At 69.8% G+C, this 12,840-nt stretch carries 13 protein-coding genes; 5 read left to right on the forward strand and 8 right to left on the reverse strand.

All coding sequences use genetic code 11. The features are described from left to right. Positions 1-228: 228 nt before the first annotated feature. Positions 229-1,437, forward strand: coding sequence for a nucleotide sugar dehydrogenase (locus tag RMT89_RS18325; RefSeq protein ID WP_315884826.1), 1,209 nt, complete (start codon positions 229-231; stop codon positions 1,435-1,437). Between the two features lie 544 nt (positions 1,438-1,981). On the opposite strand, the gene RMT89_RS18330 is transcribed toward RMT89_RS18325, so the two are convergent. The 4 genes from RMT89_RS18330 to RMT89_RS18345 all read right to left on the reverse strand — a co-directional run bounded on the left by RMT89_RS18330 (position 1,982) and on the right by RMT89_RS18345 (position 6,303). Further along, the gene (locus tag RMT89_RS18330) at positions 1,982-3,106 is read right to left on the reverse strand and encodes a GuaB3 family IMP dehydrogenase-related protein (protein ID WP_315884827.1); all 1,125 of its coding nucleotides are present in this window, start codon (positions 3,104-3,106) and stop codon (positions 1,982-1,984) included. A 105-nt stretch (positions 3,107-3,211) separates the two neighbouring features. Continuing rightward, positions 3,212-4,720: an IMP dehydrogenase gene (gene guaB / locus RMT89_RS18335; RefSeq protein WP_315884828.1), complete on the reverse strand. Its 1,509-nt coding sequence runs from the start codon at positions 4,718-4,720 to the stop codon at positions 3,212-3,214. Positions 4,721-4,862: 142 nt separating this feature from the next. Next, positions 4,863-5,450, reverse strand: coding sequence for a sigma-70 family RNA polymerase sigma factor (locus RMT89_RS18340; protein WP_127178445.1), 588 nt, complete (start codon positions 5,448-5,450; stop codon positions 4,863-4,865). Positions 5,451-5,691: 241 nt separating this feature from the next. Further along, complete coding sequence (locus RMT89_RS18345; RefSeq protein ID WP_003948568.1) at positions 5,692-6,303, reverse strand: response regulator transcription factor; 612 nt, start codon at positions 6,301-6,303, stop codon at positions 5,692-5,694. A gap of 381 nt (positions 6,304-6,684) precedes the next feature. Between RMT89_RS18345 and RMT89_RS18350 the strand changes: the two genes are divergently transcribed. Further along, entirely contained in the window at positions 6,685-7,014 is a 330-nt protein-coding gene (locus RMT89_RS18350; RefSeq protein WP_315884829.1) for a WhiB family transcriptional regulator, read from the forward strand. Between the two features lie 58 nt (positions 7,015-7,072). Here the strand turns inward: RMT89_RS18350 and RMT89_RS18355 are convergent, their stop codons facing one another. Further along, a complete protein-coding gene (locus tag RMT89_RS18355) occupies positions 7,073-7,990 on the reverse strand; it encodes a LysR family transcriptional regulator (protein ID WP_315884830.1) in 918 nt (305 codons plus the stop codon). A gap of 318 nt (positions 7,991-8,308) precedes the next feature. Here RMT89_RS18355 and RMT89_RS18360 point away from each other — a divergent pair, with 318 nt between their 5' ends. The 3 genes from RMT89_RS18360 (at position 8,309) to RMT89_RS18370 (ending at position 10,146) form a co-directional block, all read left to right on the forward strand. Beyond that, entirely contained in the window at positions 8,309-8,509 is a 201-nt protein-coding gene (locus RMT89_RS18360) for a hypothetical protein (protein WP_399498376.1), read from the forward strand. Between the two features lie 83 nt (positions 8,510-8,592). Further along, entirely contained in the window at positions 8,593-9,366 is a 774-nt protein-coding gene (locus tag RMT89_RS18365; protein ID WP_315884831.1) for an SDR family oxidoreductase, read from the forward strand. 72 nt (positions 9,367-9,438) lie between these two features. Then, positions 9,439-10,146, forward strand: a complete 708-nt coding sequence (locus tag RMT89_RS18370) for an ester cyclase (protein ID WP_315884832.1) — start codon at positions 9,439-9,441, stop codon at positions 10,144-10,146. Between the two features lie 57 nt (positions 10,147-10,203). Here RMT89_RS18370 and groL read toward each other — a convergent pair whose 3' ends face one another. The 3 genes from groL to RMT89_RS18385 all read right to left on the reverse strand — a co-directional run bounded on the left by groL (position 10,204) and on the right by RMT89_RS18385 (position 12,770). Continuing rightward, positions 10,204-11,832, reverse strand: a complete 1,629-nt coding sequence (groL, locus tag RMT89_RS18375; protein WP_315884833.1) for a chaperonin GroEL — start codon at positions 11,830-11,832, stop codon at positions 10,204-10,206. A gap of 120 nt (positions 11,833-11,952) precedes the next feature. Next, a complete protein-coding gene (groES, locus tag RMT89_RS18380) occupies positions 11,953-12,261 on the reverse strand; it encodes a co-chaperone GroES (protein WP_003998759.1) in 309 nt (102 codons plus the stop codon). Positions 12,262-12,485: 224 nt separating this feature from the next. Continuing rightward, entirely contained in the window at positions 12,486-12,770 is a 285-nt protein-coding gene (locus tag RMT89_RS18385; protein WP_399498378.1) for a polysaccharide deacetylase family protein, read from the reverse strand. Positions 12,771-12,840 lie beyond the last annotated feature (70 nt).

Below are 12,840 nucleotides of genomic sequence, written 5' to 3' on the forward strand. Positions count from 1 at the left end.
CCCAAATTCTGACCGGCTTGCCCGACTTCAGCCACCAGTCGCCCCCAGCCTGTGGACAACCTTCACGGATCTGTCCGGCGGGCGTCGCCCTCCCGCCAGAAAGACACAGCCGATCAATGCCGTATTTCGGTCATATTTACTCCTAGTCTGACATCGCGCTTCGCCCGTCCTGTCCACAGGGCTTGCGCACCTGTCCCGCTTCGGTTACTGGGAAGGACGGCCCACGCCATGCCCGCAGATCTCGCCGTCATCGGACTCGGCCCGTACGGGCTGCCGCTGGCCCAGGCCGCCGTGGCCGCCGGCATCCCCACGCTCGGTTACCGGACCGGGCCCGAACCCGGCTCCCTCAGCCCCGCCGAACTGCGCCGCATGCTCGCGGCGGGCTTCCGGCACGCCACGAGCCCCGCCGAACTCGGCCGCGTCCGCACGGCCGTCCTCTGCGCGCCCACCCCGCGCGGGGCGGACGGCGGGCTCGACCTCAGCCAGGTGGAGTCGGCCGCCCGCACCCTGGCCGCGCACATGCGCCCGCACACCACGGTGATCCTGGAGTCACCGGTGCCCCCGGGCACCACCGAGGACGTCCTGCGCCCGCTCCTCGAAGAGGGCTCGGGCCTGCGCGCGGGCCGCGACTTCCACCTCGCCTACTCCCCCAGCCGGGTGGACCCCGGCAACCGCGACTTCACCCCCGCCAACACCCCCCAGGTGATCGGCGGCCTCACGCCCGCGTGCACGGAGTCGGCCGCCGCGTTCTACTCAAGGCTCACCGACAAGGTGGTACGCGCGCGTGGCCCGCGTGAAGCGGAGACGGTCCAGCTCCTGGAGACCAACTTCCGCCACGTCAACATCGCCCTGGTCAACGAAATGGCCGTCCTCTGCCATGACTTGGGCGTCGACCTCTGGGACGTCATCCGCTGCGCGGAAACAAAACCCTTCGGCTTCCAGGCCTTCCGCCCAGGCCCCGGCGTCGGCGGCCACTCGGTCCCCCAGGATCTCACCCCCCACCCCGGCCGCACCCTGCGCATGGTCGAACTGGCCCAGCAGGTCAACAACCAGATGCCGCGTTATGTCATCCAGCGCGCGGCCACCCTCCTCAACGAGCACGGCAAGTCCGCGCGCGGGGCCCGCGTCCTACTGCTCGGAGTCACCTACAAAGCGGACCTCGCCGACCAGCAGTCCACCCCCGCCGAGGAGATCGCCGTCCGCCTGATGAGCCTCGGCGCCTCCGTCAGCTACCACGACCCGCACATCCCCTCCTGGAACGTCCTGGACCGCCCCGTCCCGCGCGCGGACTCCCTGTACGAGGCGGCAGCCGACGCGGACCTGACAATCCTGCTGCAGCAGCACCGGACGTACGACTTGCAGGGACTCTCGGTGAAGGCACAGCTGCTGCTCGACACGCGGGGGGCCACGCCTACGGGGGCGGCGCATCGGTTGTGAAGGGGGGCGCGCGGGGTTGCCGAGCCTCGGGGCTCGTGGCGTGGGGCACCCGGCCACCGGTACCTTGGAAGCAGGTGGAGCCCACCGCAGCAGGCACTGCGGCAGGCTCCTGGATGGTTCACGGAGTGTCCGCTCCCAGGTCGCTTGGGGGCGGCCGCTCACCATCCGAAAATCCGCAAGATCCACCTCCTCCGGCACTTCACCATCCACAGACGGATCCGATCCCAGCGAGTGGGCTTGCGGTGACGTCCCATGGGCGCCCCCTTCCACGACGCCGCCCAGAGGCCCGTGGACGGTCCGCTGGAAATCGGCCCGGGCCCCGAGGAGCGGGGTCCGGAACCAAATCCTTGGAAGGGGGCGCCTCCAGCAACCTGGGGCGCCGACACGGACGGTATCGCCCTCCCCCCATCCGACCAGCCCAGATCAGGCCCGGACGCAACCGCACGCCCCACACCACCCCACGCGCCCCGCGCAAGCCTCAGGGCATGCGAAAAAGGGCCGGTCACCCCCGTCGGGATGACCGGCCCTTCAGCCGCCGTAAGCCCTACCGCTTGTGCTGCGAGTCAGCCACCGTGACCTCGACCCGCTGGAACTCCTTCAGCTCGCTGTACCCGGTCGTGGCCATGGCCCGACGCAGCGCGCCGAAGAGGTTCATCGAGCCGTCGGGAGTGTGCGACGGGCCCGTCAGCACCTCCTCGATCGTGCCCACCGTGCCGAGGTCGACCTTCTTGCCGCGCGGCAGCTCCTCGTTGACGGCCTCCATGCCCCAGTGGTGACCGCGACCCGGCGCATCGGTCGCACGGGCCAGCGGCGAGCCCATCATCACCGCGTCCGCGCCGCAGGCGATCGCCTTCGGCAGGTCACCGGACCAGCCCACGCCGCCGTCCGCGATGACGTGGACATAACGGCCGCCGGACTCGTCCATGTAGTCGCGGCGCGCCGCGGCCACGTCGGCGACCGCCGTCGCCATGGGCACCTGGATGCCGAGCACATTGCGCGTCGTGTGCGCCGCGCCGCCGCCGAAGCCCACGAGCACGCCCGCGGCACCGGTGCGCATCAGGTGCAGGGCCGCGGTGTACGTGGCGCAGCCGCCGACGATCACCGGGACGTCGAGCTCGTAGATGAACTGCTTCAGGTTCAGCGGCTCGTGCGAGCCGGAGACGTGCTCCGCGGAGACCGTCGTACCGCGGATGACGAAGATGTCCACGCCCGCGTCCACCACGGCCTTGGAGAACTGCGCCGTGCGCTGCGGGGAGAGCGCCGCCGCGGTGACCACGCCCGAGTCGCGCACCTCCTTGATGCGCGCGCCGATCAGCTCCTCCTTGATGGGAGCCGCGTAGATCTCCTGGAGGCGGCGGGTCGCGGCCTCGTCGGGCAGCTCGGTGATCTCGTCGAGCAGCGGCTGCGGGTCCTCGTACCGCGTCCACAGGCCTTCGAGGTTCAGCACGCCGAGGCCGCCGAGCTCGCCGATGCGGATCGCGGTGGCCGGCGAGACGACCGAGTCCATGGGGGCGGCCAGGAAGGGCAGCTCGAAGCGGTAGGCGTCGATCTGCCAGGCGATCGAGACCTCCTTCGGGTCCCGCGTACGGCGGCTGGGGACGACGGCGATGTCGTCGAAGGCGTACGCCCTGCGGCCGCGCTTGCCGCGCCCGATCTCGATCTCAGTCACGTCTGTGGCCTTTCCCTGATGCGTTTCAGCGTCTTCCAGTATCGCCGACGGGCACGGCAAGGGCGGCCCCGGATGCTCCGGGGCCGCCCTCGAAGAAGCTCGCGACTACTTGTTACGGCTGTAGTTCGGCGCCTCGACCGTCATCTGGATGTCGTGCGGGTGGCTCTCCTTCAGGCCCGCCGAGGTGATCCGGACGAACTGGCCGTTGGCCTGCAGCTCGGGAACCGTGCGGCCGCCGACGTAGAACATCGACTGGCGCAGGCCGCCGACCAGCTGGTGGACGACCGAGGAGAGCGGGCCGCGGTAGGGCACCTGGCCCTCGATGCCCTCGGGCACGAGCTGCTCGTCGGAGGCGACGCCCTCCTGGAAGTAGCGGTCCTTGGAGAACGACTTGCGGTCGCCGCGGGACTGCATGGCGCCCAGCGAGCCCATGCCGCGGTACGACTTGAACTGCTTGCCGTTGATGAACATCAGCTCGCCCGGCGACTCCTCGCAGCCCGCGAGCAGCGAGCCGAGCATCACCGTGTCTGCGCCCGCGACCAGGGCCTTGGCGATGTCGCCGGAGTACTGGAGACCGCCGTCGCCGATGACCGGGATACCGGCCTCCTTGGCGGCGAGGGCGGCCTCGTAGATGGCGGTGACCTGCGGGACGCCGATGCCGGCGACGACCCGGGTGGTGCAGATGGAGCCGGGTCCGACGCCGACCTTGATGCCGTCCACGCCGGAGTCGATGAGCGCCTGGGCGCCCTCGCGGGTGGCGATGTTGCCGCCGATGACATCGACGCCCGCGGAGTTCGACTTGATCTTGGCGACCATGTCGCCGACCAGCCGGGAGTGGCCGTGCGCGGTGTCCACGACGATGAAGTCGACACCGGCCTCGATGAGGGCCTGGGCGCGCTCGAAGGCGTCACCGGCCACACCGACCGCGGCGCCGACCAGCAGGCGGCCCTCGGCGTCCTTGGCGGCGCTCGGGTACTTCTCCGCCTTGACGAAGTCCTTGACCGTGATCAGGCCCTTGAGGACACCCGCGTCGTCGACCAGCGGAAGTTTCTCGATCTTGTGCTTGCGCAGCAGCTCCATGGCCTCGACACCGGAGATGCCGACCTTGCCGGTGACCAGCGGCATCGGGGTCATGACCTCGCGGACGCGGCGCGAGCGGTCCGTCTCGAAGGCCATGTCACGGTTGGTGACGATGCCGAGGAGCTTCTTGTCGCCGTCGGTGACCGGCACACCGCTGATGCGGAACTTGGCGCACAGCGCGTCGGCCTCGCCGAGCGTGGCGTCCGGGTGCACGGTGATCGGGTCGGCCACCATGCCGGACTCGGAGCGCTTCACCAGGTCGACCTGGTTGGCCTGGTCCTCGATGGAGAGATTGCGGTGCAGTACGCCGACACCGCCCTGGCGGGCCATCGCGATCGCCATGCGCGACTCGGTGACCTTGTCCATGGCGGCGGACAGCAGCGGGATGTTGACCCGCACGTTCTTGGAGACGTACGAGGCGGTGTCGATGTCGTCGGGCGCCATGTCGGACGCGCCCGGCAGCAGCAGCACATCGTCGTAGGTCAGCCCGAGTGTCGCGAATTTGACGGGCACTCCGTCGACGTTGGCAGTCATGACACCTTCCCCAAATGGCCTTGATCGGTGCGGATGTCCATGCTAACGGGAAGCGCGGTCATCAAATTCCACGGTTCCTGCTGACTCCAGGCTTCGTATGTTCGTACGGAATCGACGGGACGCCTGTTCAACAAAGGGCGGACTACTGCTCGGCCAGCGCCCGCAGCCTGCTCAGCGCCCGGTGCTGGGCAACACGGACCGCACCGGGTGACATTCCCAACATCTGACCCGTCTCCTCCGCCGTCAACCCCACCGCGATCCGCAGCAGGAGCAGCTCGCGCTGGTTCTCGGGGAGGTTGGCCAGGAGTTTCTTGGCCCATTCGGCGTCGCTGCTGAGCAGGGCGCGCTCCTCGGGGCCGAGGGAGTCGTCGGGGCGTTCCGGCATCTCGTCGGAGGGAACGGCCGTCGAACCGGGGTGGCGCATGGCGGCCCGCTGCAGGTCGGCGACCTTGTGCGCGGCGATGGCGAAGACGAACGCCTCGAAGGGGCGGCCGGTGTCCTTGTAGCGCGGCAGGGCGAGCAGGACGGCGACGCAGACCTCCTGCGCGAGGTCCTCCACGAAGTGCCGGGCATCGCCCGGAAGCCGGGACAGACGGGTGCGGCAGTAGCGCAGGGCGAGGGGGTGGACATGGGCGAGCAGGTCGTGCGTGGCCTGCTCGTCCCCGTCTACGGCGCGATGGACGAGTGCACCGATCGCCCCTGCGGCAGTGGCCGCCTCGTCGTCGCGCATCGGTCCATGGTGCCTTGTGGCGCCGCGGTCCGTGGCACCGCGTCCGATGTTGTGCACCGAAGCGTTATGAGCAGGTGCGCCGGAACTCATCTCCTGCGCCCTCCCCTTCCGCTCGACCGACTTGTCCCCGAGAGACTCCACATCTCAAGGATGCGGCATCCGCGGCGAAACGAGCACCCGCGCCCCTAAGGGGCGCGGGGAACTGCACGACCAGCCACAGCCGACCTGCACGACCGAGCTCTTAGCGAACCAGGCCCCATCGGAACCCGAGCGCCACAGCATGCGCCCGGTCAGAGGCACCGAGCTTCTTGAACAAACGCCGAGCATGCGTCTTGACGGTGTCCTCGGAGAGAAACAGCTCACGCCCGATCTCCGCGTTGGACCGACCGTGGCTCATGCCTTCGAGGACCTGGATCTCACGCGCCGTGAGCGTCGGCGCGGCGCCCATCTCGGCGGACCGCAGCCGACGGGGGGCGAGCCGCCACGTCGGGTCCGCGAGCGCCTGCGTCACCGTCGCGCGCAGCTCGGCGCGCGAGGCGTCCTTGTGCAGATAGCCCCGGGCGCCGGCGGCCACCGCGAGGGCCACGCCGTCCAGGTCCTCGGCGACGGTGAGCATGATGATGCGCGCACCGGGGTCGGCGGACAGCAGCCGCCGCACGGTCTCGACGCCGCCCAGGCCGGGCATGCGTACGTCCATCAGGATCAGGTCCGAGCGGTCGGCGCCCCAGCGGCGGAGGACTTCCTCGCCGTTGGCCGCCGTCGTCACGCGCTCGACACCGGGCACGGTCGCGACCGCGCGGCGCAGCGCTTCTCGGGCAAGCGGGGAGTCGTCGCAGACGAGGACGGATGTCATGGCCGCCCTCCGCAGCTGATGCACGTCACCTTGAGCCTCCAGGCTGGTACGAAATCGTCACCTGTGCGGTCGACCGTCTCGGACGCCTGCCCGAGCGCTTGTTGTTTCAACCGCCTCCGCACTCTCAACGACGGTCACTCGAAAGAGTTACGGGGCCGTGCGCCGTCTTCGGCACTCTACGTGAGGGGGCGGACACGGTGCAGACATGCAGGGCAGACCCTCAAGCTTTCATCACAAGCCGTGCCCCATTCAGCCCTTTTTCTTCCCATTTACTGGTGTCTGCGGCTAGATTCGCAATGAGTCATATTTTCATCTCCTTAGATCGTAGATGTACGGTCGTGGACACCGTATCCGCCCAGAACGGCTACAAGGGGTCACGCAATGGCAGATTTCTCCCGCCTTCCCGGACCGAACGCGGACCTGTGGGACTGGCAGCTCCTGGCCGCCTGCCGCGGGGTCGACAGTTCGCTCTTCTTCCATCCGGAGGGCGAGCGCGGGGCGGCTCGGAGCGCTCGTGAGAACTCGGCCAAAGAGGTCTGCATGAGGTGCCCTGTCCGTGCCCAGTGCGCGGCACACGCGCTGGCGGTACGCGAACCGTACGGCGTGTGGGGCGGCTTGACCGAGGACGAGCGCGAGGAGCTCATGGGGCGGGCGCGCCACCGGCTGGTGTCGGCGTCGACCGGCGGCGGTCATACCGCCTCGAACACCTGAAGTAACGTTTCTTCAAACCGGGGCACGCGCACGCGTGCCCTTACTTCTTGCGCCCCGACTACCGCCGGGCGTCCCGCACTTGACGCTCCGCCGCCCGCGCCAGCTGCTCCAGCGTCGCCGTCACCGCCGGCACCTGGGCGAGGTCGGGCAGGGTCAGGGCGACGATCTCCCGTCGTACCGCCGGTTCCAGCGTCACCATGCGCGCCCCGCGCGGGCGTACCGACTCGACCGCGAGCTGGGGCAGGACCGCCACGCCCAGACCCGCGCCGACCAGGCCGACCACCGCCGGATAGTCGTCGGTGGCGAAGTCGATGCGAGGGGTGAAGCCCGCGCCCTCGCACACCTCGACCAACTGGCCGCGGCAGCGCGGGCATCCGGCGATCCAGGGCTCGGCGGCGAGTTCGCCGATCGCCACGGACGCGGCGCGCGCGAGCCGGTGCCGCTCCGGCACGAGGGCGACCAGGCGGTCGGTGAGCAGGGGCCGTACGACGAGGTCGTCCCACTCGCCCTCCTGGGCCGCGCCCTCGTAGCGGAAGGCGAGCGCGAGGTCGCAGTCGCCCTCGCGGAGCAGTTCGACGGAGTTCGGCGGCTCGGCCTCCTCCAGGGAGACCCGGGTGCCGGGGTGGGCGGCGCGCAGGGCGGCGAGGGCGGTGGGGACGAGAGTGGAGCTGCCGCTGGGGAAGGAGACCAGGCGCACCCGTCCGGCGCGCAGGCCCGCGATGGCGGCGACCTCCTCCTCGGCGGCGGTGAGCCCGGCGAGGATCCCGGCGGCGTGCCGGACGAGGGCCTCGCCCGCCTGGGTCAGGCGCATCTCGCGGCCGCTGCGGATGAGCAGGGGCGTGCCGACGGACGCCTCCAGCGCCTTCATCTGCTGGCTGACCGCGGGTTGGGTGCAGCCCAGTTCGCGCCCCGCCGCCGAGAAGGAGCCGGTCGCGGCGACGGCGCGCAGCACGCGGAGATGTCGGGCCTCGATCACACGTCGAGCATAAGCGAACCTTGGGGAGGCCCGGCGCTCTCCCGGTCTGGCTTTGGCCAGGCGCCGCCACGCGGTCGTATGGGCCGCATCTGCCGGGAGGTCCCGGTACGGGCGGGACGGCGCGGGCCCACGCCGTGCCGAAGAGCACGGCGACGCCATGGCCCTCAACGCCCCGCCCGTGTCCCCGGAGTGCCGGTTCGTGCCTCAAGGCTCAGGCGATGGCTCCTCCAGGCCGCGCGGAACGCCGGCAGCCCCGCAGGGGAACGCCCTGGTCGGCGAGCGCCGGCGGATCGGCTCGGGTGTGCTGCTGGAGGTGAGGTGCGCGCCGGCGACTCCGTCGAGATCGTGCACCGGCCGGACCACGAGGTCACGGTGGCGCTGCGGTTCCGTGCGGTCACCACCCAGCGGGAGCTGCTGGCGCGGCTGCTGCTGACGCGGCTGCTGCCGGCGGGCGAGGCGCTGCACGCGGAGTCGTCGGCGGCGGCGCAAGTACGTCGCGCCGTACGGCGTCTGACGTAACGTCCGGCGTCGAGGTGGGTGGGTCCTGGGCAGGAGCACGTCGCGGAGCGGACTGCTCCCGTCCGGGTCACTAATCTTGCGCCATGACAACGGCTCTCATCACGGGATCGACCGCGGGCATCGGCGCCGCGTTCGCGCGGCGGCTGGCCGCCGACGGGCACAACCTCGTCCTCGTCGCACGGGACACCAAACGGCTGCGGGAACAGGCGACCGAGCTGCACGACCGGCACGGCATCGAGGCGGAGGTCCTGACCTCGGACCTGGCGACGGACGACGGCATCGAGGCGGTGGCCGCCCGGCTCGCCGACCGCAGAAACCCCGTCGACCTGCTGATCAACAACGCCGGCTTCGGCAACAAGGGCCGCTATCTCGACGTCTCCATGGCCGACGAGCTGAAAATGCTCAAGGTGCACTGCGAGGCGGTGCTGCGGCTGACGTCCGCCGCGACCGAGGCGATGCGCGAGCGCGGCCGGGGCGGGGTCGTCAATGTCGCCTCCGTCGCCGCCTTCGTGCCGCGCGGGACCTACGGCGCCTCCAAGGCGTGGGTCGTGCAGTTCACGCAGGGTGCGGCGCGCGACCTGGCGGGCACCGGCGTACGGCTGATGGCCCTGTGCCCCGGCTTTGTGCGCACCGAGTTCCATGAGCGGGCCGGGATGGGCACGGACAACATCCCGGGCTGGATGTGGCTGGACGCCGACAAGCTCGTCGCGTCGGCTCTGGGCGATCTGGCGCGGGGCAAGACGCTGTCGATCCCGGACCCCCGGTACAAGGTGCTGATGGGCGTCACGAAGGTGGTGCCGCGCGGGATGCTCGGCGGGATCAGCTCGAAGACGGGGCGCAAGTACGGGCCGCAGTAGAGCGCGAGATCGGGCAACCGGAGGAGAATGGAGCTGTTTCGACCGGACCCTCGGGGGGACGGAGGCGACGCCATGACGTTCGTACAGCTCATCGACTGCAAGACAAACCGGTTCGACGAGATGAACCGGCTGATGGACACGTGGGTCGAGCAGACCAAGGGGAAGCGGACCGCGACGCACAGCGTGATCGGCAAGGACCGGTCCGACGCGTCGCACTTCATCGAGATCGTGGAGTTCCCCTCGTACGAGGAGGCGATGCGGAACTCGAACCTCCCGGAGACCGACCGGATCTTCCGGGAGATGGTCGCCCTCTGCGACGAGATGCCGACGTTCACCGATCTGGACGTCGTGCGTGACGAGCAGTTGTACGAGGCGACCGCGCGGCGGTTCTTCGAGGAAGTGGCCGGGAAGGGCGCTGCTCCCACGTTCAACGACGTGCTCATCGAGGACTATCACGACCACGATCCCGCCAACCCGCAGGACAACATCGGCCTCGATGCGATCCGGCGCGAGGTGGAGATGTGGCGGAGCGGCTTCGACTTCTCGTTCACGATCGAGGACCAACTGGCGCAGGGCGACCTGGTGTGCACCCGCTGGACCTGGAGCGGCCTGCACAAGGGCGACTTCATGGGCATCGAGGCCACCGGGAGGAAGGTGTCCATGACCGGGTGCACCATCCAGCGGTGCACTCCGGACGGGAAGATCGCCGAGGGCTGGTGGCAGTACGACCGGCTGGGGCTGATGGAGCAGTTGGGCGCGCTGGACGAACTGGAGCAGTAGGGCGGAACGCGAAGGCCCGGCACCCTCACGGGTGCCGGGCCTCAGTGCTGACGTATGTCAGTGGGAGTGGCCGTGACCGTGGCCGTGACCGCCGGCCGGCTCCTCCTCTTCCTTCTTCTCGACGACCAGGGTCTCGGTCGTGAGCAGCAGGGAGGCGATGGAGGCGGCGTTCTCCAGGGCGGAGCGGGTGACCTTCACCGGGTCGATGACGCCGGCCTTGACCAGGTCGCCGTACTCGCCGGTGGCGGCGTTGAAGCCCTGGCCCTTGTCGAGCTCGGCGACCTTGGAGGTGATGACGTAGCCCTCCAGGCCGGCGTTCTCGGCGATCCAGCGCAGCGGCTCGACGACCGCGCGGCGGACGACGGCGACACCGGTGGCCTCGTCGCCGGTCTTGCCCAGACCGCCTTCCAGGACCTTGGCGGCGTGGACCAGAGCGGAGCCACCACCGGAGACGATGCCCTCCTCGACCGCGGCGCGGGTCGCGGAGATGGCGTCCTCCAGACGGTGCTTCTTCTCCTTCAGCTCCACCTCGGTGGCGGCGCCGACCTTGATCACGCACACGCCGCCGGCCAGCTTCGCGAGGCGCTCCTGGAGCTTCTCGCGGTCCCAGTCGGAGTCGGTGTTCTCGATCTCGGCCTTGATCTGGGCGACGCGGCCGTGGACGTCGTCGGACTTGCCGGCGCCGTCGACGATGGTCGTGTCGTCCTTGGTGACCGTGATGCGGCGGGCGCTGCCCAGCACGTCCAGCCCGGCCTGGTCGAGCTTGAGGCCGACCTCCTCGGAGATGACCGTGGCGCCGGTGAGGACCGCCATGTCCTGCAGCATCGCCTTGCGGCGGTCACCGAAGCCGGGGGCCTTGACCGCGACCGCGTTGAAGGTGCCGCGGATCTTGTTCACGACCAGGGTCGACAGGGCCTCGCCCTCGACGTCCTCGGCGATGATCAGCAGCGGCTTGGAGGCACCGGCCTGGATGACCTTCTCCAGCAGCGGCAGCAGGTCCTGGATGGAGGAGATCTTGCCCTGGTTGATGAGGATGTAGGGGTCCTCCAGGACGGCCTCCATGCGCTCCTGGTCCGTAACGAAGTACGGCGACAGGTAGCCCTTGTCGAAGGCCATGCCCTCGGTGAAGTCCAGCTCCAGACCGAAGGTGTTGGACTCCTCGACGGTGATGACACCGTCCTTGCCGACCTTGTCCATCGCCTCGGCGATGAGCTCGCCGACTTGGCTGTCCTGGGCGGACAGACCGGCGACGGCGGCGATGTCGGACTTCTCGTCGATGGGGCGGGCGGTCGCGAGGAGTTCCTCGGAGATCGCCTTGACCGCGGCGTCGATGCCCTTCTTCAGGGCGGCCGGGGAGGCACCCGCGGCGACGTTCCGCAGGCCCTCGCGGACGAGCGCCTGGGCCAGCACGGTGGCGGTGGTCGTACCGTCACCCGCTACGTCGTTGGTCTTGGTCGCCACCTCCTTCACCAGCTGGACGCCGAGGTTCTCGTACGGGTCCTCGACCTCGACCTCGCGGGCGATGGTGACGCCGTCGTTGGTGATGGTGGGGGCGCCGAACTTCTTGTCGATGACGACGTTGCGACCCTTCGGGCCGATCGTCACCTTGACCGTGTCGGCCAGTTTGTTGACGCCGCGCTCAAGGGCGCGACGGGCGTCCTCGTCGAACTTCAGGATCTTCGCCATGACAGCGGGAGCCCTCTCGGAAATCTGTGGGTGGAAAAGGCACTGCGCCCCGGGCGCCCGGCTTCTTATGTGGTCGCGGGGGCCAGGGGCGCAGCTGGAAGCAGAGGTGCTTCGCGGTGATTACTTCTCGATGATCGCGAGCACGTCGCGAGCCGAGAGGACGAGGTACTCCTCGCCGTTGTACTTCACCTCGGTGCCGCCGTACTTGCTGTACAGCACGATGTCGCCGGTCTTGACGTCGAGCGGCAGGCGCTCGCCGTTCTCGAAGCGGCCCGGGCCCACGGCCAGGACGACGCCCTCCTGGGGCTTCTCCTTGGCGGTGTCCGGGATGACCAGGCCAGAGGCGGTGGTCTGCTCCGCGTCGAGCGGCTGGACCACGATGCGGTCCTCAAGCGGCTTGATGGCAACCTTGGAGCTGGTGGTCGTCACGATCCGACCTCCCCCTTCGGAGATCTCACGGGGTTAACTGTCTGAGGTGGCGACCAGGTGGATCCGTCGTCGCGGGTGCCGGACCTGCCCGTCGCGTAGTTGGCACTCTCCACTGGGGAGTGCCAGAGCCGAGACTATGACCGTGATTAGCACTCGGTCAAGCGGAGTGCCAATCGCGTCCCGAAGGCCGGATGATTACGGGTGGTCCTCCAGGCGCCCCACCCTCATGTCGCGGGGGCGCAGCCGGCCGCCGCGCGGAGTGTGGTGCGTGCGCGCCGGCCCACGTAGGGGAGTCCGCGCAGGGCCGTGTGGTCGAGGGTGTGGTTCTGGATCGAGGCGCCCACCGACTGCAGGCGGGCGAAGTGGGCGTACCCCGGTCCGGCCACGCTGTCGGTGAGGAACACGGCGACCGGGAGCCGCAGTTCACGGACCAGGTCGGCGGGGTCCTGCTCGGCGCCGTCGTCGTAGGTGAGGAAGACGACCCTGTCGCGGGCCGGGATGTGTTCCACGACGGGCGGGAGGGGAGCGCGTACCGCCTGTTCTCCTGGCCGGTCCGAGGGGCCCGCGGCCCGGGCGCAG

Source organism: Streptomyces sp. P17 (assembly GCF_032436805.1).
GTDB lineage: Bacteria > Actinomycetota > Actinomycetes > Streptomycetales > Streptomycetaceae > Streptomyces.

Excerpts from the sequence above, each read along its gene's own strand:
- RMT89_RS18325 (WP_315884826.1), top strand. The coding sequence starts at position 229 with ATGCCCGCAGATCTCGCCGTCATCGGACTCGGCCCGTACGGGCTGCCG.
- guaB (WP_315884828.1), bottom strand. The coding sequence starts at position 4,720 with ATGACTGCCAACGTCGACGGAGTGCCCGTCAAATTCGCGACACTCGGG.
- RMT89_RS18340 (WP_127178445.1), bottom strand. The coding sequence starts at position 5,450 with ATGCGCGACGACGAGGCGGCCACTGCCGCAGGGGCGATCGGTGCACTC.
- RMT89_RS18345 (WP_003948568.1), bottom strand. The coding sequence starts at position 6,303 with ATGACATCCGTCCTCGTCTGCGACGACTCCCCGCTTGCCCGAGAAGCG.
- RMT89_RS18350 (WP_315884829.1), top strand. The coding sequence starts at position 6,685 with ATGGCAGATTTCTCCCGCCTTCCCGGACCGAACGCGGACCTGTGGGAC.
- RMT89_RS18365 (WP_315884831.1), top strand. The coding sequence starts at position 8,593 with ATGACAACGGCTCTCATCACGGGATCGACCGCGGGCATCGGCGCCGCG.
- RMT89_RS18370 (WP_315884832.1), top strand. The coding sequence starts at position 9,439 with ATGACGTTCGTACAGCTCATCGACTGCAAGACAAACCGGTTCGACGAG.
- groL (WP_315884833.1), bottom strand. The coding sequence starts at position 11,832 with ATGGCGAAGATCCTGAAGTTCGACGAGGACGCCCGTCGCGCCCTTGAG.